Annotated in this window: 23 protein-coding genes and 1 pseudogene; 17 read left to right on the top strand and 7 right to left on the bottom strand. The window is 73.1% G+C overall.

Annotated elements, in window-relative coordinates; all coding sequences use genetic code 11:
• The first annotated feature begins 26 nt into the window (after positions 1 to 26).
• Together QN157_00705 and QN157_00700 are read left to right on the top strand one after the other, a co-directional pair.
• A complete protein-coding gene (locus tag QN157_00705) occupies positions 27 to 803 on the top strand; it encodes an enoyl-CoA hydratase-related protein (protein MDR7554103.1) in 777 nt (258 codons plus the stop codon).
• Positions 800 to 2,143, top strand: a complete 1,344-nt coding sequence (locus QN157_00700) for a benzoate/H(+) symporter BenE family transporter (protein ID MDR7554102.1) — start codon at positions 800 to 802, stop codon at positions 2,141 to 2,143. The genes QN157_00705 and QN157_00700 overlap by 4 nt, the downstream gene beginning before the upstream one ends.
• Here the strand turns inward: QN157_00700 and QN157_00695 are convergent.
• Complete coding sequence (locus QN157_00695; GenBank protein MDR7554101.1) at positions 2,107 to 3,858, bottom strand: adenine deaminase C-terminal domain-containing protein; 1,752 nt, start codon at positions 3,856 to 3,858, stop codon at positions 2,107 to 2,109. The two genes, QN157_00700 and QN157_00695, sit on opposite strands and share 37 nt — an antisense overlap.
• A 55-nt stretch (positions 3,859 to 3,913) precedes the next feature.
• On the opposite strand from QN157_00695, the gene QN157_00690 reads away from it, so the two are divergent.
• From QN157_00690 to QN157_00680, 3 genes are read left to right on the top strand one after another with little or no spacing between them, the layout of a single operon-like run.
• A complete protein-coding gene (locus tag QN157_00690) occupies positions 3,914 to 5,341 on the top strand; it encodes an aldehyde dehydrogenase family protein (protein MDR7554100.1) in 1,428 nt (475 codons plus the stop codon).
• 20 nt (positions 5,342 to 5,361) lie between these two features.
• Positions 5,362 to 6,036 carry an aquaporin gene (locus tag QN157_00685; GenBank protein MDR7554099.1) on the top strand — a complete coding sequence of 225 codons (675 nt, stop codon included), beginning with the start codon at positions 5,362 to 5,364 and terminating at the stop codon, positions 6,034 to 6,036.
• 19 nt (positions 6,037 to 6,055) lie between these two features.
• Positions 6,056 to 6,730 carry an MBL fold metallo-hydrolase gene (locus tag QN157_00680; protein ID MDR7554098.1) on the top strand — a complete coding sequence of 225 codons (675 nt, stop codon included), beginning with the start codon at positions 6,056 to 6,058 and terminating at the stop codon, positions 6,728 to 6,730.
• 252 nt (positions 6,731 to 6,982) lie between these two features.
• On the opposite strand, the gene QN157_00675 is transcribed toward QN157_00680, so the two are convergent.
• On the bottom strand, positions 6,983 to 8,467 hold the full coding sequence (locus tag QN157_00675) for a leucyl aminopeptidase (protein ID MDR7554097.1): 1,485 nt from the start codon (positions 8,465 to 8,467) through the stop codon (positions 6,983 to 6,985).
• Positions 8,468 to 8,815: 348 nt separating this feature from the next.
• Complete coding sequence (locus QN157_00670) at positions 8,816 to 9,796, bottom strand: ornithine cyclodeaminase family protein (protein ID MDR7554096.1); 981 nt, start codon at positions 9,794 to 9,796, stop codon at positions 8,816 to 8,818.
• 243 nt (positions 9,797 to 10,039) lie between these two features.
• Between QN157_00670 and QN157_00665 the strand changes: the two genes are divergently transcribed.
• Positions 10,040 to 10,348, top strand: coding sequence for a hypothetical protein (locus tag QN157_00665; protein ID MDR7554095.1), 309 nt, complete (start codon positions 10,040 to 10,042; stop codon positions 10,346 to 10,348).
• A gap of 12 nt (positions 10,349 to 10,360) precedes the next feature.
• Positions 10,361 to 11,224, top strand: a pseudogene (locus QN157_00660) (amidohydrolase).
• Here the strand turns inward: QN157_00660 and QN157_00655 are convergent.
• Complete coding sequence (locus QN157_00655; GenBank protein ID MDR7554094.1) at positions 11,225 to 12,085, bottom strand: hypothetical protein; 861 nt, start codon at positions 12,083 to 12,085, stop codon at positions 11,225 to 11,227. It abuts the pseudogene before it with no gap.
• A gap of 159 nt (positions 12,086 to 12,244) precedes the next feature.
• Between QN157_00655 and QN157_00650 the strand changes: the two genes are divergently transcribed.
• The 9 genes from QN157_00650 to QN157_00610 all read left to right on the top strand — a co-directional run bounded on the left by QN157_00650 (position 12,245) and on the right by QN157_00610 (position 21,891).
• Complete coding sequence (locus QN157_00650) at positions 12,245 to 12,814, top strand: YceI family protein (protein MDR7554093.1); 570 nt, start codon at positions 12,245 to 12,247, stop codon at positions 12,812 to 12,814.
• Positions 12,815 to 12,985: 171 nt separating this feature from the next.
• Positions 12,986 to 14,371 (top strand): dipeptidase, encoded by a 1,386-nt coding sequence (locus QN157_00645; protein MDR7554092.1) that lies wholly within the window; start codon positions 12,986 to 12,988, stop codon positions 14,369 to 14,371.
• Between the two features lie 61 nt (positions 14,372 to 14,432).
• Positions 14,433 to 15,647: a GGDEF domain-containing protein gene (locus tag QN157_00640; protein MDR7554091.1), complete on the top strand. Its 1,215-nt coding sequence runs from the start codon at positions 14,433 to 14,435 to the stop codon at positions 15,645 to 15,647.
• A 21-nt stretch (positions 15,648 to 15,668) separates the two neighbouring features.
• On the top strand, positions 15,669 to 16,322 hold the full coding sequence (locus tag QN157_00635) for a DedA family protein (GenBank protein MDR7554090.1): 654 nt from the start codon (positions 15,669 to 15,671) through the stop codon (positions 16,320 to 16,322).
• A 101-nt stretch (positions 16,323 to 16,423) separates the two neighbouring features.
• Positions 16,424 to 17,980, top strand: a complete 1,557-nt coding sequence (locus QN157_00630) for a glutathione ABC transporter substrate-binding protein (GenBank protein ID MDR7554089.1) — start codon at positions 16,424 to 16,426, stop codon at positions 17,978 to 17,980.
• A 60-nt stretch (positions 17,981 to 18,040) separates the two neighbouring features.
• Positions 18,041 to 18,961 carry an ABC transporter permease gene (locus QN157_00625; GenBank protein MDR7554088.1) on the top strand — a complete coding sequence of 307 codons (921 nt, stop codon included), beginning with the start codon at positions 18,041 to 18,043 and terminating at the stop codon, positions 18,959 to 18,961.
• Positions 18,958 to 19,812 (top strand): ABC transporter permease, encoded by an 855-nt coding sequence (locus tag QN157_00620; protein ID MDR7554087.1) that lies wholly within the window; start codon positions 18,958 to 18,960, stop codon positions 19,810 to 19,812. The genes QN157_00625 and QN157_00620 overlap by 4 nt, the downstream gene beginning before the upstream one ends.
• A 165-nt stretch (positions 19,813 to 19,977) precedes the next feature.
• Complete coding sequence (gene speD, locus QN157_00615) at positions 19,978 to 20,451, top strand: adenosylmethionine decarboxylase (protein ID MDR7554086.1); 474 nt, start codon at positions 19,978 to 19,980, stop codon at positions 20,449 to 20,451.
• 294 nt (positions 20,452 to 20,745) lie between these two features.
• The gene (locus tag QN157_00610; GenBank protein MDR7554085.1) at positions 20,746 to 21,891 is read left to right on the top strand and encodes an MFS transporter; all 1,146 of its coding nucleotides are present in this window, start codon (positions 20,746 to 20,748) and stop codon (positions 21,889 to 21,891) included.
• A 154-nt stretch (positions 21,892 to 22,045) separates the two neighbouring features.
• Here the strand turns inward: QN157_00610 and QN157_00605 are convergent, their stop codons facing one another.
• The 3 genes from QN157_00605 to QN157_00595 all read right to left on the bottom strand — a co-directional run bounded on the left by QN157_00605 (position 22,046) and on the right by QN157_00595 (position 23,046).
• Entirely contained in the window at positions 22,046 to 22,288 is a 243-nt protein-coding gene (locus QN157_00605; GenBank protein MDR7554084.1) for an Lrp/AsnC ligand binding domain-containing protein, read from the bottom strand.
• Between the two features lie 22 nt (positions 22,289 to 22,310).
• Positions 22,311 to 22,577: a YggT family protein gene (locus QN157_00600; GenBank protein MDR7554083.1), complete on the bottom strand. Its 267-nt coding sequence runs from the start codon at positions 22,575 to 22,577 to the stop codon at positions 22,311 to 22,313.
• 268 nt (positions 22,578 to 22,845) lie between these two features.
• Positions 22,846 to 23,046 carry a cold-shock protein gene (locus tag QN157_00595; GenBank protein ID MDR7554082.1) on the bottom strand — a complete coding sequence of 67 codons (201 nt, stop codon included), beginning with the start codon at positions 23,044 to 23,046 and terminating at the stop codon, positions 22,846 to 22,848.
• Between the two features lie 327 nt (positions 23,047 to 23,373).
• On the opposite strand from QN157_00595, the gene QN157_00590 reads away from it, so the two are divergent.
• The gene (locus QN157_00590; GenBank protein MDR7554081.1) at positions 23,374 to 24,000 is read left to right on the top strand and encodes a tripartite tricarboxylate transporter TctB family protein; all 627 of its coding nucleotides are present in this window, start codon (positions 23,374 to 23,376) and stop codon (positions 23,998 to 24,000) included.
• Positions 24,001 to 24,010: the final 10 nt, after the last annotated feature.

Genomic DNA, 24,010 nt, shown 5'->3' with positions numbered 1-24,010 from the left:
ACCTGGAGTGGGGTGAGGAGGAGACGATGGCCGTCGAGTACAGCCGCGAGGGTGCCCTGGGCGTCATCACGCTCAACCGTCCGCCCGCCAACTCGTACGAGATCACGTTCATGGAGGCGCTGGGCCGCGCCATCGAGGCCGCGGCCGCCGATCCCGCCTGCCGGGCGGTGATCGTGCGCAGCGCCCTGGAGAAGTTCTTCTGCGCCGGCGCCGACATCAAGGCGTTCAGCGAGAGCACGCCCGAGCAGAACATGGAGATGTGCCGGCTGGCCCACCGCACTCTGGGCCGCATCGCCGCCATCCCCAAGGTCTTCATCGCGCAGATCGCCGGGCATGCGCTGGGTGGCGGCCTGGAGATCGCGCTGGCGTGCGACCTGCGCTTTGGCGCCGAGGGCGCCTACCAGCTCGGCGTGCCCGAGGTGACGCTGGGCCTGCTGCCCGGCAACGGCGGCACGCAGCGCCTGCCCCGGCTGATCGGTTGGAGCCGGGCGCTCGACCTGATGGTCACCGGCAGGCGGGTGGGGCCCGCCGAGGCGCACGCGCTGGGGATCCTCGACCGGCTGGTGCCCGCCGACCGCCTCGAGGCCGAGACCCGCGCCTACGCCCAGGCCCTGGCCGAGGGCTCGGCGTCGGCGATCGGAGCCATCAAGCTGGCGGTGCACCAGGGCCGCGAGCGTGCCCTCGACGACGGCCTGCGCATCGAGCGCGAGCTCCTCGACGGCCTGTTCCGCAGCGCCGACGGCCAGGAGGGCGTGCGCGCGTTCGTCGAGAAGCGCAAGCCGCAGTTCGCCCGCGCGCCGTGAGCGAGCCCGACGAGGCAGCCGGGCTGGCGGCGATCGCGCCGCCCCTCCAGGCAGTGCCCGGCGGTCCTGCGCCTGTGTTGCGCGCGCTGGCGCGTAACCTCGGCGACCTGCCCCGGGCGCTTGCGCCCGGGGGCGTGGCCAGCGCCGTGGTGGCGTGGCTGTGGAGCCTGAGCCCGCTGCTGATCACGCTGGCCGCTGCGCAGCAGGCCGGCCTCTCCGAGGCGCGCGCCATCTCGTGGATCGCGACGGTGCAGATCACCGGCGGGGCGCTCAGCATCGTGCTGAGCCTGCGCTACCGCCAGCCCATCGTGGGGGCGTTCACCATCCCCGGCGTCGTGCTGGTGGGTACGGCGCTGCGCCACCTGCCGTTCGAGGAGGTCGTCGGCACCTACTGGCTCGCCGGGGCGGTGCTCGTGCTACTGGGCGTCTCGGGGCTGGTAGAACGGGTGACCGCGCGCCTGCCGCTGCCGATCATGATGGGCATGGTGGCCGGCGTGCTGCTGCCGTTCGTGGGCGCGATCGTCCGCGGCGTCCAGCAGGCGCCCGCGGTCGGCGGGCTCACCGTGGCCGCGTTCTTCGCCGCGTGGGTGGTCCCGGGCCTGCGGCGGTTGCCGCCCGTGCTGGTCGCGCTGGTGACCGGGCTGGTGAGCGCCACCGTGCTGGGGCAGGCCGACTGGGGCGCGCTGACGGTCGCGATCGGGCAGCCCCAGGCGGTCGTCCCCGCGTTCTCCGTGGCGGCCGCTGCGGAGCTCGTGGTGCCCCTGGTGCTGATGGTCGTCGGGGTGCAGAACGTGCAGGGGATCGCCGCGCTCACGGCGAGCGGCTATCGCCCCCCGGTCTCGTCCCTGACCACCGCGTCGGGCGTGGGCTCCCTGGCCTCAGCGCTCTTCGGCGCCCACTCGGCGTGCATCGCCGGGCCGTCGACCGCCATCGTGGCCGGCCCGGCGTCCGGGCCGCTCGACCGGCGCTACGCCGTCAGCGTGCTGCTGGGCGTGCTGTGGATCGCCACCGGCCTGCTCGCGCCGGCAGTGACCGCCGTGACGCGCCTGGTGCCCCGCGCGCTCGTGGACGTGCTCGGGGGCCTGGCGCTGCTGGGGCCGATGGCGCAGTTCTTCCAGCAGGCGTTCGGCGGGCGGTTTCTGGTGGGGGCTCTGGTGGCCTTCCTGGTGGCCACCTCGGGGTTGGTCGTCCTGCGCATCGCCGCGCCGTTCTGGGCCCTGGTGGCGGGGATGTGCGCCTCGCTGCTGGTCGAGCGGTCAGACTTCGCCGCGCTGGGGCCGACGTCACCGGGCGCTGACGGTGGCTATCGGCGCGCGTCGGCGAGGTCCTCCCGGGGGTAGAGCACCCGCCCCGCCACCACGTCCCACAACCCCCGATAGGTCAACCGCACGTAGGGTAACGCGTCGAAGTTGAAGAACAGCAACGTGTAGGCGACCTCACCGTGCCGGTACCCGCGCGCGGCGAGCAGGCCGTCCAGGCGGTCGAGGGCGGCGGCCACCTCGGTGCACGCATCCGGCGACGCCATGCCGCCGACGGGCAGCGGCAACAGGAAGAGGAGCGCGCCGTCCTCGGCGAGCGCGATGCCGCCGCCGTGGTCGAGCACGCAGGTAGCGGCCAGGGCCATGTCGGCGGGTGCGCGCCCAAGACAGAGAATGCCGCCACCGCCCGTGTAGCTCGCGGCCAGCCCACCGAGACGGTCGGCGAACCCCGACAGCAGGGCCCGACAGCGCCAGCGGCCGCCGGGATCGAACAGCACCGCGTGCAGCACCCCTGCGGGCAGACGCTGGCCGTCGAGGGCGATGTCGCGGCGCACGGTGATCACGGTGTTCTCCAGGTGGGCCGCAGGGGCGGGCGAGGGCAGGCCGTCCAGCGAGAAGAACCCCGGGTCTGGCCGCCATGGGCCCGGAGTCAGCGGCCGCATCCACCGGTCCCACGGGATGCGCGGCAGCTCGACCATGACCCGGCCCTCGCGCGCGCACAGGTGCCCGCCGGCGATCACGACCTCGGGGCGCGGCGTCTCCAGCCGTTCCAGCAGGAGCAGGTCGGCGCGCCGCCCCGGGGCGATGCCGCCCAGCTCCTCGTCGAGGCCGTAGTAGGTGGCCGGATTGAGCGTGGCCATCTGGTAGGCCGCCAGGGGCTCGACGCCGGCGCGCATCGCCGCGGCCACCAGGTAGTCCATGTAGCCGCAGTCGCGCAGGAACTGCGGCGAGGGGCCATCCGGCGTCAGCATGAGCCGGCCCGACCACATGCGTGGTCCCGTCGCGACCGGCGCCAGGGCGTCCAGGTCGGGTCGCAGCGACCCGTGGCGGAGCATGACGTACAGGCCGGCGCGCAGACGCGCCAGGGCCTGATCTGCGGTGAGCGCCTCGTGGTCCGACGAGATCCCGGCTGCGGCCAGGGCCTGCAAGCGGTCGGCGGAGGCGCCGGGCGCGTGCCCTTCCACCCGTCGGCCGGCCGCCAGGGCACGGGCGATGCGGCGCAGCTGCGTCTCGTCCCCGGCGTAGACTTCCGGCCACCGGGTGAGCTCGCCGACGGCGCGCACCTCCTCGCGCCCGAGCAGCGCCGCCAGCCGGGCGTCGCCAAACCGCGCGTCTTCGTCGGGCACGTGGCCCTGCGCGTGCTGGCGCAGGAAGAAGAACCAGCGCACCGGCAGGTCGCCAAGCGCGGCCATCGCCTCGCCCGTCTGCTCGGGGGCGGTCAGCATCAACAGCGGCATCGTGTCGGCCACGATGCAGGTGGTGCCCAGGCCAAGCGCCGCGCGCGCCAGCGCGTCGGGCGTGCACAGCGCAAACGGGTGGGCATGGGGATCGACGTAGCCGGGCGCGATCACCCGGTCCCGGGCGTCGATCACCGTGGTGCGGGGGCCCGGCGCAAGGGCGCGCTCGCCGACGTAGGCGATGCGGCCGGCGGCGACGGCCACGGTCGCAGGGTAGAGCTCACCCGAGTAGACGTTGAGGACGCGTCCCCCGACGAGCAGCAGGTCCGGCGGCCGGTCGCCGCGGGCGGTGGCGGCGAGGACCCGCAGCTCGTCCACCGTGCGGAACGTCCGCTTCACGGCGCCCATTCTAGCATGTACGATAAGAGCGACGCGCACACCTCGGAGGACTCCCATGTTGCAGATGACGGACAAGCTGCTGATCGGCGGGCGCTGGGTCGACGGGGGCGCCCCGCTGGAGGTGCGGAACAAGTACACGGGCGCGGTGATCGGCGTCGTGCCCCAGTCGCGGCCCGACGACGTGGACGCCGCGGTGGCCGCGGCGGCGGAGGCGGCGCCCGTCATGGCAGCGCTGCCGGCGCACCGGCGCAGCGAGATCCTGCTGCGCACCGCGGCGCTGCTGCAGGCCCACCGGGAGGACGTGGCGCGCACCATCGCCGCCGAGGCGGGGAAGGCGCTGAAGTGGGCCCGCGTCGAGGTCGATCGCGCGGTGTCCACCTTCACGTTCGCCGCCGAAGAGGCCAAGCGGATCCACGGCGAGACGGTGCCGCTGGACGCGGTGCCGGCCGGCGAGGGCTACTTCGGGTTCTACGTGCGCCGGCCCGTGGGCGTGGTGGCGGCCATCACCCCGTTCAACTTCCCCCTGAACCTGGTGGCCCACAAGGTGGCCCCGGCCATCGCCGCGGGCAACAGCATCGTGCTGAAACCGGCCAGCACCACGCCGCTGACGTCGGTGGCGCTGTGCCGCTTCCTCCTGGAGGCCGGGCTGCCGCCGGGCGGGATCAACCTGGTCATCGGTCCCGGCAGCACCGTGGGCACGCAACTGGTGGCCGATCCGCGCGTGGGCAAGGTCACCTTCACGGGCAGCCGCGACGTCGGCGAGCAGATCACCAGGCACGCGGGCATCAAGAAGATCACCCTGGAGCTGGGCAACACCTCGCCGGTCATCGTCGCGCCCGATGCCGACCTCGACCTGGTGGCGAAACGGTGTGCGTTCGGCGCCTTCTACTACTCCGGGCAGGTCTGCATCTCGGTGCAGCGGGTCTTCGCCGACCGCACGATCTCCACGCCGTTCGCCGAGAAGTTCGCCGAGGCGGCCCGCAGCATGGTCGTCGGCGACCCGCTGGACGAGCGCACCGACGTCGGGCCCATGATCGACGAGCGGGAGGCGATGCGCATCGAGGGGTGGGTGGACGAGGCGGTGGCGGGCGGCGCGCAGGTCGTCACCGGCGGCCAGCGCACCGGCGCGGTGTACCTGCCCACGGTGCTCACCCGGGTGCGGCCCGAGATGAAGGTCGTCGCGCAGGAAGCGTTTGCGCCGGTGGCGGCGGTGCTGGAGTACGACGAGTTCGAGGCGGCGCTGGCCGCCGCCGACGCCACCGAGTACGGGCTCCAGGCGGCCGTCTTCACCCGCGACATCGGCCGCGTCTTCCAGGCCATCCGGCGGCTGAACTTCGGCGGGGTCATCGTCAACGACGTTCCCACGTTCCGCGTGGACCACATGCCCTACGGGGGCAACCGGCAGAGCGGGCTCGGCCGCGAGGGCGTGCGCTACGCGGTGGAGGAGATGACCACCATCCAGATGGTGGTCATCCGCACCTGACCGACCCCGGAGGATGCGCGATGGCGCCGCCGTTGTGGAAGGCCGCGCTGGCGGAACTGGTGGGCACGTTCACCCTGGTCTACGTCGGCGCGGGAGCGATCCTCGCCGACGCCCTCACCGGCGGCAAGGTGGGTCTGGTGGGCATCGCCCTGGCCCACGGCCTGGCCATCGCCACCATGGTGTCGGCGGCCGGCCATCTCTCCGGCGGCCACTTCAACCCCGCGGTCACCGCGGCGTTCGCGGCCACGGGCCGGCTGGGCCTGGCGGCGGCGGGCGCCTACATCGTGGCGCAGCTGCTGGGCGCGTCGCTGGCGGCGTTCTTCCTCGACGGCGCGTTTCCCGAGGCGGTGCGCGCCGCCGCACGCCTGGGGACGCCGCAGCTGGCCGACGGGGTCAGTCCGGGCACGGGCATCGTCGTCGAGGCGGTGTTGACGTTCTTCCTGGTGTTCGTGATCTTCGGCACGGCGGTCGACGGGCGCGCGCCCCGCGTGGGCGGGCTGTTCATCGGCCTGGTGATCGCCATGGACATCCTGGCCGGCGGCCCGCTGACCGGCGCCGCCATGAACCCGGCGCGGGCGTTCGGGCCGGCGCTGTTCGCCAACGCCTGGGCAGGGCACTACGTCTACTGGATCGGGCCCGCCCTGGGCGGGCTCGTCGCCGGATGGGTGTACCACAGCGTCTACCGTCCGGCATAGCACACGGGACCTGCAGGAGGTGAGCACCGTGGAGTTGCGCTACTTCGGGCACGCGATGTTCGCGCTGACCGCCGACGGCACCACCGTCGTGATCGACCCGTTCAACGACGACATCGGCTACCCGCGGCCTGCGGTCACGCCCGCCGCCGTGGTCGTCAGCCACGAGCACTTCGACCACAACAACGTGCGGCTGGTCGGCGGCGCGCCCCGGGTGATCCGCGGGCTCCGCAACGAGGGCAAGGACTGGGCCACGGTCGACGAGCGCGTGGGCCCGTTCCACATCACGGGCGTGGCGACCTACCACGACGATCAGCAGGGCGCCGCCCGCGGCAAGAACACCATCACGATCTTCGAGGCGGAAGGCCTGCGGGTCGTCCACTGCGGTGACCTGGGGCACCCGCTGAGCGACGAGCAGGCCCGCGCCGTGGGCACCCCCGACGTGCTGATGGTGCCGGTGGGCGGGTTCTACACCATCGGGCCGGCCGAGGCCGACAGCGTCGTGGCCCGGCTGGCGCCCAGGATCGTGATCCCCATGCACTTCAAGACCGAGGTGAACAAAGACTGGCCGATCGGCACCCTGGACGACTACCTCAAGGGGAAGACGGCCAAGCGCCTGGGTGCGACCGCGACCGTGCGCAAGGAGGCGCTGCCGGCGACGCAGGAGATCTGGGCGTTGCTGCCACCCACGCGCTGAGAGGCCGCGCGGCGGCGCGCGGGTCCGCCGGCATGCTGCGCCCGGCGGGCCGCGGGCGTCGCGCGGTCCTGCAGGCTGTTGCCCCCTCGGCGGGGCGCTGGTGCGGCCGCTGCTGCGATCCGGACCTCCGCGCCGCGTCGTGATGGACCTGCGGTCAGTACAGGTTCCCTCCCGGCGGCGCCGTCTACGGCCGTTCCGTGGACGTGCGGGGTCTGCGTCGGCCGCTCGACGCGCCGCCCGGGAAGCCGCGCGCTAGGCGCGCGCTGTCAGGTACTCCAGCAGCGTGCGCACGCCGAACCCCGAGGCGCCCTTGGGCTGGATGGCGTTGGTGCCCTCGCGGTCGAGGAAGGCCACGGGCGCGATGTCCAGGTGGGCCCAGGGCACCCGGCCGGCGAACTCGCGGATGAAGACCGCTCCCTTCTGCGCGCCGCCCAGCCGACCCGCTGAGTTCTTGATGTCGGCCACGTCGCCCTTGATGGCCTCGCGGTACTCGTCGTAGAGGGGGAAGGGCACCAGGCGCTCGCCTGCCCGCGCGGCCGCCGCCAGCAGGCGGTCGGCGAGGACCTGGTCGCTGGCCATCAGCGCGGCGGCGTACGGCCCCAGCGCGATCGATGCGGACCCGGTCAGCGTGGCCAGGTCGATGAGCTCGTCGGGTGCGGCCGCGGCCAGGTGGGCGACGACATCGGCCAGGATCAGGCGGCCCTCGGCGTCGGTGTTGGCGATCTCCACGGTGGTGCCGTTGAGGCCCCGCAGGATGTCGCCGGGCCGGTACGCGCGGCTGCCCACCGCGTTCTCCACGGCGGCGATGCCCGCGAGCACCCGGACGGGCGCCTGCAGCAGCGGCAACGCCTGCATGGTGGCCAGCACCGCGGCGGCCCCGGCCATGTCGGACTTCATGGTGGCCATGCCCTCGGCGGTCTTCAGGTCGACGCCGCCGGTGTCGAAGGTCACACCCTTCCCGGCCAGGCCCACGGTGCGGCGGGGCTTGGGCGGCGCGTACTCGATCTGGATGAAGCGGGGCGTGTGGGCGCTGGCGCCGCCCACGGCGAGCGTGAGCTCCATGCCGCGCTTCTTGAGGTCCTGCGGGCCCCAGACCTGCACCTTGAGCCTGGTGTTCCTGGCGATGCGCCGCGCCTCTGCGGCCAGCGCGTCGGGGGTGAGCACGTTGGGCGGCTCGTTGACCAGGTCGCGCGCGTAGTTCACCGCCTCGGCCACGATCTGGCCGCGGCGGCGGCCCGCCTCCACGGCCGTGGCCTCCGCGCGGTTGGCAGCCAGCAGGTCGATGTGCACCTCGGTGGGGCGCTCCTTCTGGTACTTGCCGAAGCGGTAGGTGGCGAGCAACGCGCCCTCGGTCCGCAGGGCGGCGATGGTCGCAGGTTCCCAGTCCCTGTACTGCACGGGCGGGTAGGCCAGCCGGCCCAGCCGTCGTTCCTGCACGGCGCGTGCCGCAGCGCCGGCCGCCAGGCGCAGCCGATCCTGGGAGAAAGCGTCACGGTCGCCCAGCCCCACCACCACGATGCGCGCGGCCGGCAGGCGGCCGTGCGTGTGCACGACCAGCACCTTGCCGACCTCGCCCGTGAACCGCTCTTCGGTGAGGATGCGCACCAGCGAGCCGCCCAGGGCCTGGTCGATCTTGGCGGCCAGCCCTTCGAGCCGTCCCGGTGCCGCGAACACTCCCACCGCCAGCGCGTCGCACCGGTGCGTCAACGGATCGGCTACGAGCACGCGTACGGCCACGATGTGCTCCCCCCTGGTGGTCCCCCGCCTTCGGGCGCAGGAGACAGGTAGTCAATCCCTGACCCTTGGCCTGGCCCCGGGCCCACCCGCCTTCGAGCACAGGGGTGGGCTCACGCCATTGGAGCGAGAACTACACCCCGGGTCCACCCGCCGTCGGGCGCAGGAGACAGGTGCTTGCCTGTCGCATTCAAGCTCGTCGCCCTACCCCCGGCCTGCGAGCGCAGGGGACAGGCGTTCGTACCGGCGTCGCGCAGCACAGCGTCACCCCGACGCGCTGGCGCAGGGAACGCCCACGACCGCATCGACGCCGCCTGTCGGGTCCTCGACCGCGCGGCCGCGCCGGAACGGCTACCGGCGGACGCGGACGGCCGCGGGCGAGGTGGGGAGCTCCCGCCCCACCCCGGCGGCGACCGCACGTCGGTACAGCAGTTCCAGGGTCACCACGTCCTCGGTGGCGATGCCCTGGGACTCGAAGAGCGTGATCTGCTCGGGGGCCGTCCGTCCCGGCTGGCGGCCGGCCACGATCGCCCCCAGCTCCACGACGCGCGACCACACGGGATCGCCGGCACGCTCTGCGGCCAGGAGGTCGCCGCATTCCACCCGGGCCTGATCCAGCGCGTCGACCGCAATGAGCTGGCTGCGCCGCACGGCCTCGGCGTCGAGTTCCGCGCGCGTGGCCGCGTTGGCGCCGGCGGCGTTGATGTGGACGCCCGGCGCGAGCCAGGCACCGTGGAGCACCGGATCGCGCGCAGAGGTGATCGTCACGACGACGTCGACGTCGGTGACCGCCTCCTGCGCGTGCTCCACGGCGACCGCCTCGACGCCGAGGGCGTCCACGAGCTCTGCGGCGAACGCTTCGCGGCGCTCGGGCGTGCGGCTGTACACCTTGACCAGCGCGATGGGCCGTACCCGCGCGATCGCCTGCACCTGTGTGCGGGCCTGCCACCCGCTCCCGATGACGCCGAGCGTGCCCGCGTCGGGACGGGCCAGGACCTTCGTGGCGACACCGCTCGCCGCGCCCGTGCGCAGCTGCCCGAGCCGGTCGGCCTCAGCCGCCAGCAGCAGCTCACCGTCCTCCAGCCGGTAGAGCAGCGCCACGAAGCGCGCGCCACCGGGCGTCGTCGCGTAGGCCTTGAGGCCGGCCACGCCCAGCGGCGGGACCGCGGCGTGCATCACGTGGAGCACGCCCTGCGGGGTGACCGCGCGCGTGCGCGGCTGGTTCACCGCCATCCCCTCTCCCAGCCAGCGGAACCCCTGCTCGACCGCGGCGATCACGTCGTCCATCGCCAGCAGTCGTTCGACGTCGCCTTCCTGCAGCCACAGCGCCATGACGGTTCAATGTTCCCCAACCTGGCGGAGGCTTCCTGTCTTCGGCGCCGAATCCGGTGCCGGACGAAGGCCAGACATGGCCAGAAGGGGCTACAACGGGCCATGACAGGGGATTCTCGGGTGCCTCCTCGAACTGTGAGGCACCCACATCTCCATGGGGGAGTGGGAACGCGGCCGGCGTGGCTTGGCTTGTTCGTCCTGTGAGTTGCACGGCAGATGGCGCGGAGGGGAGGGGCACCGACGTTGGTCGAACATTTGTTCGCGGATATCGACGCGGCGCGCGATGAGCTGGTGGCGCTGCGCAGGGATCTGCATGCCCATCCGGAGCTGGGCTTCCAGGAGGTGCGTACCAGCGGCATCGTGGCCGAGCGACTCAGGGCCGCGGGCCTGGCCGTGCGGACCGGGCTCGCGACCACCGGTGTCGCCGGGGTGCTGCGGGGCGGGCGGCCGGGGCGGACGGTGCTGGTGCGGGCCGATATCGACGCGCTGCCCATCGACGAGGCCAACGCGGTGCCCTACCGCAGCCAGCGCCCCGGGGTGATGCACGCCTGAGGGCACGACGGGCACACCGCGGTCGCGGTGGTTCTCGCGGAGCTGCTCGCCCGGCGGCGGGAGAGCTTGCCGGGCACCTACGTCTTCGCGTTCCAGCCTGCCGAGGAGATCGTCGCCGGCGCCCGGCCCATGATCGAGGCCGGCGTGATGGACGACCCGAAGGTGGACGCCGTCGTCGGCCTGCACCTGTGGAACGACCTGCCGGCTGGCGTCGTCGGGGTGCGCGCCGGGCCGGTGTTCGCCGCAGCGGACGAGCTGGAGCTCAGCGTGGAGGGCCGGGGAGGCCACGGCGGCATTCCCCACCAGGCCGCCGACCCCATCCTGGCCGCCGCGCACGTCGTCGTGGCGCTGCAGGCCATCGTCAGCCGGGAGACGCCGCCGCTGGACGCCGCCGTGGTGTCGTTCGGGACGATCCAGGGCGGCACGGCCTTCAACATCATTCCCGACCGGGTGGACCTGCGCGGCACCGTGCGCACCTTCACCCCGGAGATCCGCGAGCAGACGCTGCGGCGCATTCGGGAGATCGCCGCAGGGGTGGCGGGCGCCCTCCGGGCGCGGGCGGCGGTGACCACACGGCTGGGCTGCCCCGTCGTCCGCAACGATCCCCAGGTGACCGACGTCGTGCGGCGCGTGGCCGAGGAGGTCGTGGGACCCGGCCGCGTCGAGGAGATGCGGCCCACGACCGGCAGCGACGACATGGCGTACTTCCTCGAGCGGGCGCCCGGCTGCTACTTCGTGGTGGGGTCCAGCAACCGGGCGCGGGAGCTGGACGGCCGGCACCACACCAACCGCTTCGACTTCGACGAAGACGCCCTGCCGGTGGCGGCCAAGGTGCTGGGCGGGGCAGCGGTGCGGCTGGCGGCCGACGCCAGCTGACTACGCGGGGGGCAAGACGGCGCGCACGAACGCCTGCAGAGCCGCAGTCGCCGGCGGCTGTGCGTCCACGAACGCGCGCCAGGCGGTGCGGACCTCGTCGACAGCCGCAGGCGCAAGCAGCGGCAGCAGCGGCGGCTCGGTCCACGGGAGCGCGTCCACCTGCAGGGCGGCCTCGTCGCAGTAGTCCAGCGCGGCATCCAAGAAGTCGCGCAGCGGCCGGCCGGCCAGGTCGGGCACGACAGGCGGCCGGTCCCAGCGGTCGGCGAACGCGGCGGCCAGCAGGTCGATCAGCGCCGCCAGCGTGCCGAGCGCGCGCGCACCGTCCCAGCGCGCCTGAATGGGCTGGGCCGCGGGCCCGCTGGCCAGCGCGCTCACCTGCATCGCCTCCGCCGCGGCGGCGGCCACCGTCAGGCGGATGGCGTCGCCCAACCGGGTGTGCGCATCGGCCCGGCCCACGAGGCCGCGCAGGACCGCGGTGGCGGCGTCATGCGCTTTCCGGGCGTGCGCCGGCGTGGTGATGCGCGGCATCGTCACGCGACGGGCGAACAGCTCGCCGACCACCACCGGCAGCCACTCCGGGCGGTCGTAGCGCGCCGGGTCACCGGCGAGGCGGCGTCGCAGGGTGGCCAGGGCGCGGGCACCCAGCGGTCCGGAGGCGTCCAGCGTGATGCGCAGCGGGATGAAGATCAGCGCGCTCCAGACGATCAGGGCGAAGAGCCAGCGATCGAGCCCGACGCCGGCCAGCAGCATCGCGCCCAGCGTGAGCACGAAGCCGGCGGCGCACGCGGCGAGCAGCCAGCGCGCCACACGCGCGCGCGTCGGCCCCTCGGCCAGGCGGGCGAGCCACAGGCGCAGGACCATATGGTGACAGTTCGCGGCGCGCGCTTCCGACCCTTGCGTGCGGGGACCGCGCGCTCCAGCGGGCGCGCCATGAACCTTGCAGCATCCCGACCCTTGCCGGGCGGGGAACGCGCGGGCCGCGCGCTGCGTTGATCATGCAGCCCGGGTACAGGGGGCGCCATGGCGCGGGGCATGGTCTGGATGGCGGTGCTGGTGGCGCAGGCGGCGACGCTGGTGCCGGTCGGCGCGTTCCAGATCGAGCCGGGGGCCAGCCGCGTGGAGTTCGTCATGCGCGACAACCGCGGCGGGTTCACCGGCGGCACCGACCGCGTCACGGGCACGGTGCACGTCCGGCAGGTAGACGGTGACGCGTTCGCGGCCACGGTGGAGGCCCGGGTGGACGCCCGCGCCCTGTCGACGGGCATCGGGCTGCGCGACGCCCAGATGCGGCGGGACTTCCTGCAGACCGACCGGTACCCGGAGATCGTGTTTCGCGGGACGGTGGTCCCCCAGGGTCGCCTCACCGCCCTGCGCATTCCGGCCATGGCACGTGGGACACTGACGATCCGCGACGTGACGCGCGAGGTCGAGATCCCGCTGGAGGTGACGGCGCTGGGCGACGCGTACCTGGCCACGGCAGAGACCACGATCCGGCTCTCGGCGTTTGGCATTCCCATCCCCCGCTTCCTGATCTTCGTGGCCGAGGACCCGATCACGGTGCGGCTGCAGGTGCGCCTGCGGCGCGGGTAGGCCGCCGGGGCCGCGCACCATCCCTCGAAACAGGCCGCCGCCCTCGCAGTCTATGCCGGGGCGGCGCGGGTGGGCCGCCGAGGCCGCGCACCATCCCGGGAACGCCTGGACGCGACCGGCACAGCAAACAGTCGACCGGACGGGCTGCGGCGGCTCCAGGAGAGCTGCCCCGTGCGTCGAATTGTGGCGAGCGTGGACGCGGCCCTGGCCTACGCGCGCGAGCACCAGGCGCGGTTTCTGCACGAGCTGCAGGAGCTGCTGCGGATCCCCAGCGTCAGCACGGCACCGGCGCACGCGGCGGACGTCGCACGCGCCGCGCACTGGCTGGCCGCCCACCTGGAGGCTCTGGGGCTGCGCGCACGGGTGGAGGCGGGCACCCGCCACCCGCTGGTGCTGGCCGAGTGGATGGGGGCGCCGGGGCGGCCCACGGTGCTGTGCTACGGGCACTTCGACGTCCAGCCGCCGGACCCGCTCGAGCTGTGGCGCACACCGCCCTTCGACCCGGTGGTGGAGGGCGACGTCCTCTACGCGCGGGGCGCGTCCGACGACAAGGGACAGCTGTTCGTCCACCTCAAGGCGGTCGAAGCCATCCTGCGCACGGCGGGCAGGCTGCCGGTCAACCTGAAGGTCCTCCTGGAAGGCGAGGAGGAGATCGGCAGCCCCACGCTGGCGACGTACGTGCCGCGGCGGCGCCGGCGCCTGGCCTGCGACGCGGCGCTCGTGAGCGACGGCGCGCTGTTTGCGCCCGATCTGCCCACGCTGGTCACCGGGCTGCGGGGGTTGCTCTACACCGAGATCGAGGTGCGGGGCGCGCAGCGCGACCTGCACTCGGGCCAGTTCGGCGGCGCGGCGCCCAACGCGGTGGGCGCGGCGGCGCAGATCGTGGCCGCCCTCAAGGACCGCCGGGGTCGCATCCGCGTGCCGGGGTTCTACCGGCGCGTGCAGGAGCCCGCCCCCGCCGAGCGCGAGGCGTGGGCCAGGCTGCCGTTCGACGAGGCGGCCTTCCTCGCGACCCTGGGCACCGACGTAGCGCCCGGCGAGGCCGGGGTGCCGGTGCTCGAGCGGCTGTGGGTGCGGCCCACGTTGGACGTGCACGGGATCGCCGGGGGCTTCACCGCCGAGGGCATGAAGACCGTGATTCCCGCCCGGGCGGTGGCCAAGGTCTCCATGCGCCTGGTGCCCGACCAGGAGCCCGGGCGCATCTTCCGGCGCTTCGCGCGGTTCGTGCAGCGCCAGGCGCCGCCCGGCGTACGCGTGGAGGTGCGCCACCTCGCGTCGACGCCCCCGGTGGTGACGTCGCCCGATGCGCCGGCCGCACGGGCCGCGGCCCGTGCGTTGGAGGAGACGTTCGGCCGTCCGCCGGTCTACGTGCGGGAGGGCGGGAGCGTGCCCGTGGTGGGGGCGTTCGTGCGGACCCTGCAGGTGCCCGCGGTGTTGATGGGCTTCGGCCTTCCCGACGACAACCTGCACGCGCCCAACGAGAAGTTCGCCCTGCGCAACTTCACGCGGGGCATCGAGGCCACCATCCGGTTCTTCCACCACTATGGGAACGTCTGAGCCCGCCGCCCCACCGGCGCGCGCGCACGGGACGACCGGGCCGACCGGGGCGGCGGGGGCGGTGGGCCCGCTGGGGGTGGCGCTGGCGGTGGTCGGTGTGGTGTTGCTGGTCCTGGCGGCGACCGCGCGGCCTGCCGTGTCCGCCGCGGGCTGGATCGCGCTGGGAGTGGCGTCGGCGGTGACGCCGCTGTTGCGCATCGCGCTCCCGTCGGGGATCGGGGTCACCCCGCTTGGCGGGCTGGCGCTGGGCGTGCTGTTCCGCTATGGCTGGCCTGCGGCCCTCCTGGTGCTCGTGCCCGGTCTGGTGGTCGACGGCGTGCGCCAGCGGCGCGCGCCGACCAGGATCGGTGCCGCGCTGGGCCAGGAGGTCCTCGCGCTGGGCGGCGCGGGCGCCGTGACGCCCCCCGCGGGTGCCGACGCGTTCAGCGCGTGGACCGTGGCCCTGGGCGGTGCGGTCTACACCGTGGTGTGGGCGGCCGTCGCGGCGGCGATGCGGCGGGCTGCGCCGGTCCGGCGGCCCGTCGTGCGGCCGCCGGTCGGGATCGACGCGCTGCTCGCGCCTGCGGCCATGGTGCCCGGCGGGGTGCTGGTGGCCGCGCTCGCGCAGGCGACCGAGACGGAGGCGATGGGCCTTGCCCTGGGCAGCGCGGTCTGGCTCCTGGTCGGTGTCGCTGCGTGGGGTGTGGCCACCGCGCGGGCGGCGCAGCGGAAGATCGCCGACCTCGAGCGCCGGCTCGACGACGCCATGGTGGCGGTGGAGCGTCTGGCCGTGGCCGACCCCCTGACGGGGCTGTACAACCGCCGGCAGTTCCACCTGCGGCTCGAGGAGGAGTTCCGGCGCGAGGCGCGCGCCAACACGCCGTTCAGCGTCCTGCTGCTTGACATCGTGCAGTTCCGGCAGATCAACGAGACCCACGGCCACCTGGTGGGTGACGCCGTGCTGCAGCAGCTGGCCCGCCTGCTGGACGGCGCGGTACGGCCGGGCGACCTGCTGTTCCGCATCGGGGGCGACGACTTCGCAGCCCTGCTGCCCCGCACCGATCGTCCGGCCGCGGAAGCCGCCCTGCAGCGGCTCGTGGCCCTGGCGGGCGCCACGCCGCTCCCGGCCGGCTCCCGTCGCATCCTCGTCAGCCTGCAGGGCGCGGTGGCCACCGCACCGGAGGCCGGCACCGACCCGGAGACCCTGCTGGCGGCCGCCACGGCCGCCCTGGACCGCGCACGGGCCCTGCGGCGCACGCAGCCGTCGGCGGCCAACGCGGCGCCCCCGTCGTCCTGACCCCGGAGCCGGTCGCGAGGCGTGGAGTTCCTGGCGCGCGCCCTGGACGTCCTCGTGCACCTGGACCGCTCCCTGAACACGGTGGTCCAGACGTATGGCGTGTGGGCCTATCCGGTGCTGGCGGCGGTGATCTTCGCCGAGACCGGGCTCGTGGTGACGCCGTTCTTGCCGGGCGACTCGCTGCTGTTCGCCGCCGGGGCCATCGCCGCCCGCGGCGGCCTCAACGTCTGGGCCCTGGCCGCGCTGTTGACCGCCGCCGCCATCGTCGGCGACGCGGTGAACTACTGGGTCGGGCGCGCGCTGGGCGCCCGGCTGGTCGCCGCCGGCCGGTACGTCCGGCAGGAGCACCTGGACCGCACCCACGCGTTCTACGAGCGGCACGGCGCCAAGACCATCGTGCTGGCGCGGTTCGTGCCGATCGTGCGCACCTTCGCGCCCTTCGTGGCCGGGGTGGGCCGCATGACCTACAGCCGGTTCACCGTCTACAACGTGACGGGCGCGCTGCTGTGGGTGGGGATCTTCGTCTTCGGCGGCTACTGGTTCGGCAACCTCCCCCTCGTGCAACGGCACCTGACGCTGGTGCTGGCGGGCGTCATCGCGGTCTCCCTGCTGCCCGTCGGGCTCGAGGTGGTCCGCGCGTGGCGGGGGAAGCAAGGATCGCGTCATCGCCGTTGAAAGAAGTTGAAGGAAGATAGATGGCGTGACACAGGGGCCGCGCGGCGTGGCGCCGCCAGCGAGGCGACGGTCGCCGCCGCGCCCATCCATGGGGGGCGATCATGCGGAACGCGGTGATGGCAGTCCTGGTGTGCGTGCTTGGTCTGGGAAGCCTCTCGGCCGGCGCGGCGCCGGCCGTCACGCCCCAACGCGGTGGGACGCTCATCGTCGGGCAGGGCACCGATGCCACCACGCTCGACGGACACCTGTACACCGACGCACCGACGGCGACCATCATGGAGCACATGGTGGAAACCCTCTTCGAGCTGACCCCCGAGGGCAAGGTCCAGCCGCGCCTTGCCACAGGCGTGCAGGTCGCGCCGGACGGCCGAACGTTCACCATCCGTCTGCGCCCCGGTGTGCGGTTCCACGACGGCACCGCCCTGGACGCGGAGGCCGTGAAGTTCAACCTCGACCGGATTCTCGATCCGGCGACGCGCGCCCCGTGGCGTTTCCTCATCAGCCGTGTGCAGCGAGTGGAGGTCGTCGACTCCATGACCGTGCGCCTGACAACCGACGCCCCGTTCGCGCCCCTGCTGGCCCACCTCACCCATAGCGGCACCGGCATCCAGAGCCCCGCGGCGATTCGGCGCCTGGGCGCCGACTACGCGCGTCAGCCCGTGGGCACCGGGCCCTTCCGGTTCCGGGAGTGGGTACGCGGGGACCGCGTGGTGGTGGTCCGTAACGACGACTACTGGGGCGAGCGGGCCCTGCTGGACGAGGTCCAGTTCCGCGTCATCCCCGACGACGGCGCGCGCCTGGCGGCGCTGGAGGCCGGGTCGCTGCACGTGGCCGTGCGCGTCCCGCCCCGCGAGATCGACCGACTCCGGGGGAGCCGGGACATCCGCGTGTCGGTCGACACGAGCCTGCGGACGATCTACGCGGCGTTCAACGTGTCCCGGCCGCCCTTCAACGACCGGCGTGTCCGCCTGGCGCTCAACTACGCCGTCAACAAGGAGGCCATCGTGCGGTCGGCGCTGGCGGGTACGGCGCGCGTCTCCGACGCCCCCATCGCGCCCAACGTGCAAGGGTATTCGAAGATCATGACCTACCCGTGGGATCTGGAGCGCGCCGAAGCGCTGCTGCGGGAAGCCGGGTACAGCCGCGAACGCCCGTTGCGCGCCGTGTTCCACCACCCCACGGGACGGTACATCCGCGACGCCGAGATCGCAGCGAGCATCCAGGGCCTGGCGCGCCGGGCCGGCATCGAGCTCGAACTGCGGACGCTCGAGTTTGGTGCCTACCTCGCCCTGACCGCGCGGCCCAGGGAGCAGAACGACATCCAGATGTACATGCTCGGTTGGGGCACCGTGACCGGCGACGCGGACTACGGGCTGTACGCCCTGTTCCACACCTCGCAGTTCCCGCCGGTGGGCTTCAACCGCGGCTTCTACAGCAACCCGCGGGTCGACGCGCTGCTGGACCGCGGCCGGACCACCGTCGACCAGGCCGAGCGTACCCGGATCTACGCCGAGGCCATGCGGCTGATCATGGAGGACGCTGCATGGGTCTTCCTGCACAGCGAGTCGCAGGTCACCGGCCTGCGCACCACCGTGCAGGGCGTCGTCGTCCACCCCTCCGAGCGGATCATCGCCAGCGCGGCGTGGTTGCGCCGGTAGCGGATCCCCCGCGCTGACAGGCGCCGGGGCCGCGCTCCGCGGCCCCGGCGCCAGCCTCGGATGTGGCGGTACATCGCGACGCGGCTCCTGCTGGCCGTCCCGGTGGTCTTCGGCGTCGCCTTCGTGGTCTTTGCCATGGTGCGGGTCATCCCGGGCGACCCGGCCCAGGTCATCGCCGGCGAAGCCGCCACCCGGGAGTTCGTGGAGGCGGTGCGCCGGGAACTCGGGCTCGACCGCCCGCTGCTGGTGCAGTTCGCCGCGTTCACGGCCAATCTACTGCGCGGCGACCTCGGCCGCTCCGTGCGGTCCCGAGCACCGGTCACCCATGAGCTGTGGGCGCGCATCCCGAACACCGTGACCCTGGCGCTGGCCGGGCTCGCCGTCGCCGTCAGCGTCGGCATCGCGGCAGGGGTGGTGTCGGCGATGCGCCCGTACTCGGTGATCGACACCCTGGTGATGCTGGCGGCCCTGCTGGGGCTCTCGATGCCCGTGTTCTGGTCGGGCCTCATGATGATCCTGGTGTTCGCGGTGTGGCTGGGGTGGCTGCCCGCGGTGGGGACCGGCACACCGCTGCACCTGGTGCTGCCGGCGGTGACGCTGGGCCTGGCCACGGCAGCGATCATCGCCCGCATGACGCGTTCGAGCATGCTCGAGGTGCTCCGTGCCGACTACGTCCGCACGGCGCGCGCCAAGGGACTGGCCGAGCGCGTGGTCGTCAACCGCCATGCCTTCCGTAATGCCCTGATCCCCGTCATTACGGTCGTGGGCCTGCAGATGGGCACCCTGCTGTCGGGCGCGGTCCTGACGGAGAGCGTCTTCGCCTGGCCGGGCATCGGCCGGCTGCTCGTGGAGGGGGTTTTGGCCCGCGACTACCCGGTGGTGCAGGGAGCCGTGCTGGTGGTGGCCTTCGCCTTCGCGGTGGTCAACCTCGTCGTCGACGTGCTGTACGCCGTGGTGGACCCGCGCATCCGCTACGAATGATTCACGTCAAGCCGGCACGGGCCTACGCCGTCTGGCGCCACCTTCGGCGCCACCGGGCTGGGCTGGCGGGTCTGGGGATCCTTGCCGCGTTCCTGGCGGCCGGGCTCTTCGCGCCGTGGCTGGCGCCCCACGATCCCTACGAGATCGCCCTGGAGGCCAGCCTGCAGGGCCCCAGTCGTGACTTCTGGTTGGGTCGCGACGAGCTCGGGCGCGACCTCCTCAGCCGCGTGGTCTACGGTGCCCGTCTGTCGCTGGTCATCGGGGCCATTGCGGTCGCGATCGGTGCGAGTGTCGGCGTGCCCGTCGGCGCGTTCTCGGGCTACTTCGGCGGATGGCCGGACCTCCTGGTCCAGCGCGCCATCGACGTGTTACTGGCCTTTCCGGGCATCCTGCTGGCCATCGTGCTCGTCGCCATCCTCGGCGTGGGGCTGCCGCAGGTGATGGTGGCCGTGGGCGTCGTGTCCATCCCGGTCTACGCCCGGCTCGTGCGCGGTCAGGTCCTGGCCATGCGGGGGCAGGAGTTCGTGGAGGCCGCCCGGGCGCTGGGCGCGTCGGCCCGGCGCATCCTCTGGCGGCACATCCTGCCCAACACCATGGCGGTGATCATCGTGCAGTCGACTCTGCAGTTCGCGTCCGCGATCCTGTCGGCTGCGGCGCTAGGGTTCCTGGGCCTCGGGGCGCAGCCGCCGGCGGCGGAGTGGGGCACGATGCTCTCCAGCGCCCGTCAGTACATCCGCCTGGCGCCCCACAGCGTCACCTTCCCCGGGCTGGCCATCATGCTCACCGTGCTGGGCTTCAACCTGCTGGGCGACGCCATTCGCGACGCCCTGGATCCTCGACTGCGTCTGTGAGCGCGGCCGTCGCTGCGCGCGCCGTGCCCGCGGGCCGCGGGCAGGGAAGTGTCTGTGCGCGCCGAAAGACGCTGGCGTCGTCGGTCGCGTTGACACCGCGCGCGGCGATCCGTACCATGAGTGGTCGTTCGGTCGACGGCACGCGTGGCACGGGGGAGGTGGGAGATGGAACCGGTCGGACACCACTACGTGGCCGAGGCCTCGGGGTGCAATCCGGAGATCATTGGGCGGGTCGAGGCCGTCGAGCAGATCCTGGTCCGTGCGGCCGAAGTGGCGGGCGTCACCGTCTGGGCGATCTCGTTCCACCGTTTCCCTCCCAACGGTGTCTCGGGCGTGGTCGTCATCTCCGAATCGCACCTGTCGGTGCACACCTGGCCCGAGTACGGCTACGTGGCGCTGGACATCTTCACGTGCGGCAACGACGCCAAGCCGGAGGCCGCCGTGGAGTACGCCCTCAAGGAGTTCGGCGCCACCACGATGCACATTACCGAGATCACGCGGGGCCTGGAGGAGGGTGACCGCGTCTTCTACCACAGCATCGTGACGTGGGAGGAGACGCTCCCCACCGGTGACGGGCGCCGCGCGGCCCGGTCGCCCAAGGTCGTCCGACCGCCGCGCCGCGCGTCCCGCGCACGCTGAGGCCCGCCCTGTACGTCGCGGGACCGGCCATCCGGGTGCCGGGCGCGGCGGCGGGCCGCGCGTACCCCTGCCAGCGCAGGCAGCGGACGCCGCATGGTCGAGCGCGAGTGCCGGACCAAGCGGCGAGCCTCGCGCACCTTGCGGCGCCGCCGGGGCGTGGCGCGGCGCGTCCGGCCGCGCGCCTGCGCGGCGCAGCACGCTGAAGCTCTCATGCCCGACGTCGTCGTGCAGGCGCCTCGCAGGTCGCTCCGTTCGTCCCGCCCGCGGCCAGTGGCCTGGGACCGGCTGTGGACCATGGCCCTGGCCCACTTCACCAACGACCTTTACGCCGCGTTCCTCGCGCCCCTGCTGCCGCTGGTCGTGGCCAAGTTCGGCCTGTCGCTGGCGCTGGCAGGCCTGATGGGTACCGCGTTCAACGCCACCGCAGCGCTCACCCAGCCGCTGTTTGGGCTCGCCGCCGACCGCGTGCGCCGACCGGCGTTCGCCGTGCTGGGACCCACGGTGACGGTCCTCGGCATGGGCCTGGTGGGGCTGGCGCCGACGTACGGGCTGATGCTGATCATCCTGTTCCTCACCGGGCTCGGCGTGGCGTCGTTCCACCCCCAGGCGTTCGCGCTGGCCGGCGAGGTCGGTGGCGCCCGGCGCGGCACGGCGCTCTCGGTGTTCGTGGCGGGCGGCGAACTGGGCTACGCGCTCGGGCCCCTGTTCGTGGCGCCGATCGTGGGCGTCCTGGGGCTGCACGGCACCGTCGCCGCAGCGGTGCCAGGGCTGCTCGCCTGCGCCGTGCTGTGGGCACGGGCGCGCACCTGGCAGGGCACGCTCCCGCCGGCGCCCGATCGCCTGGCCAGCGACCTGCGGCGGCACGGCCCGCTGCTGGCCCTCGTCTGGCTCATCGTCGTCATCCGCAGTGTGATCATCCTCTCCTTCATCCTTTTCCTGCCGCTGCTGTTGCGGGAACGGGGGCAGTCGCTGCTGGTGGGTGCCACGGCGGTGTTCCTCTTCGGCGGGATCGGGGCCCTGGGCGGGCTGCTGGGCGGCGCGCTCTCGGACCGGCTGGGCCGACGTGCCATCCTCGCGCTGTCGTTCGTCGTGGGCACGCCGCTGCTGTTGCTGTTCACGTCCACCACGAGCCCGTGGGGGCTGGTGGCCCTGGCGCTCGGGGGCATGAGTTTCTACCTCTCGGCGCCCGTCAACGTGGCCATTGCGCAGGAAGTGCTGCCGCGGCGCGCGAGCCTCGCCAGCGCCATGGTGACGGGCATGGCGTGGGGGATCGCGGGGATCTCGTTGACGGCGGTGGGCGCCCTCGCCGACCGCATCGGCCTGGCGCACACGCTGGGCGTACTCCTGGCGCTGTCGGCCGTGGGGCTGGTCGCAGTCTGGGCGCTCCCGCGCCGCCGTCCACCCGACGATGCGCCTGCGCGCCCGGACGGCTCCGTGTAGGCGCCCTCGCCCGGCAGCCGCGATCACCCCGGTACAGGCCTCGCGACCGCAGCCGGTCGCCGCGCCCCCCTGTGCGTCCTCCGTGCGTTGGCCTTGGCCGTGCGGGCCAGCGTCCGACGTGGCTGCCCGCGGCCGCGTCGACCGCGCGGACTGGCTATCCCTCGCTAACTGGCGTCACCACGCAGGTGGTGGTGCGGGTGACGCCGGGCGTCTCCTGGAACCGCGAGACGATCAACCGGCCCAGGGTATCCATGCTCTCGGTTTCCACGAAGGCGATGATGTCGGTGGGCCCGGTGACGGCGTGGGCCATCTTCACGCCCGGCGTCTTCTGAATCTGCGCCAGGGCCTCGGCCAGTTTGCCGGGCAGGATGCGGATCAGCACGTACGCCTGCACCATCGGACGCCCTCCACGGGAGACCTCACAGCAGGCTCAACAGCGCCTCCCTGAGCAGCACGATCAGCAGCTGCAGCAACAGGATGGCGACCAGGGGCGAGAGGTCCAGCCCGGCCACCGGCGGCATCAAGCGCCGCACCGGGTCCAGCACCGGGTTGGTGAGGCGCCAGACGACGTGGGCCACGGCCGGGAAGCGGACGGCCAGATCGGGCACCCACGAGAGCACCACGCGTGCCAGGATCAGCAGGAGGAAGATCCGAAAGCCGAGGTCGAGCAGGTCGACGGCGACCATGCGCCCTCCCGCCTCGCGGTGCGGTGCAGCTCGATCTTACCAGGGCGTCGGCCCGTCCGGCAACGAACGGGCTCCGGACACCTGCCGGAGCCCGCCGTGCCCGCTCGCAGCGCGTCACCACCGTGCGTGCGGGTGCATGCCAGCACTGCCTGCGCACCCTCCGGCGGGATCGGTGCGCGCGTCCGCCGGCGCACGTGAACAGCCGCAGCGCCCGGGCCCCGGCACGCGTGGGAGGGCGCTGCGCGGTGTGCGCGATCCTGGTGACGGCTTAGAGGACCGTGACGTTGGCTGCCTGCGGCCCCTTGCGCCCGTCGACGATGTCGAACTGGACGCGCTGGCCCTCTTCGAGGGTCTTGAAGCCCTCGCCAACGATGGCGGAGTAGTGGACGAAGACGTCCTTGCCGCCTTCGACGGCGATGAAGCCGTAGCCCTTCTCCGCGCTGAACCACTTGACCGTGCCTGTGGCCATCGTGCCATGCCTGCCTTTCGTGTAGCGTACAGAGACCGTCGGGCTCACATCCTGCGGATCGTGGGGAACACGCCTGAGGAACGTGCAGACACGCCGGACCTGCCACCCTCACGGTACCATGGTCGCGTGCGGGCGTCAACACGCTTGTACTGGCTTGAAATAGCTCATTGATTTTGTCACCCCCAACGGCTCAGTGAATCTGTCACCCTGAGGGCATGACTGGAGAGACGATTGCCTATGCGCGCGTGAACGATCATCACCTCACCGAGTTGTTCTGGGAGCCCGAGGGCCTTCGGCTCTCCCGCCAGACACGTCCCCAGAGACGTCATGAACGGGAGGGAGTCCCACGCGACGCGCCGAATTCTTAAAAAGTCTCGTACGACATACAGTGTTCCATCTCGGACACCGGGGACTTCCCGAAGGGGGGGCGGGCAGGCCACGGATCGGGACGCGGGGCAACACGGCGTGACCGCCTTGGTCCTCATGGGCTTCGGTGTGCTCGTCGGTGTGGCTGCGTCCCGGATTCCCCCCGGTGTGCCGACCGACCCGCTCGGTCCACGTGCGTTTCCCATGGGACTCGGTATCGGCATTGCCTTGTGTGGATTGGCACTTGGCGTGCTAGCCGTGACAGGCCCCAACCCCGTCGAGCGCCGGCTACCCATGTCGGACGTGGAGCCCGGCGACGCCATGGAAACGCCCGTGGCGGGCTCGCTGCGGCGGCTCGTGGCGGGCGTCGCGCTGACGGCTGTGTACCTGGCGCTCTTCGAGCGCGTGGGCTACCTGCTGACGACCCCGTGCTACGTGATAGGCGTGATGACGCTCCATGGCGGCGCCTCGCGGCGGGCCGTGGGCCTGGCGCCGTTGCTCGTTACGGTCGTCCTCTACGCCGCCTTTCGATTCGGCCTGCGGGTACCGATTCCAGACGGTTTCCTGGACGGAAGGCTTCCGTGGTGATGCGTGCACC

It is taken from the genome of Armatimonadota bacterium (assembly GCA_031459855.1).
Classification (GTDB): Bacteria; Sysuimicrobiota; Sysuimicrobiia; order Sysuimicrobiales; family Humicultoraceae; genus Fervidifonticultor; species Fervidifonticultor primus.
Note: the sequence above shows the minus strand (reverse complement) of the source record. Positions and strands in the feature narration are given on the sequence as shown.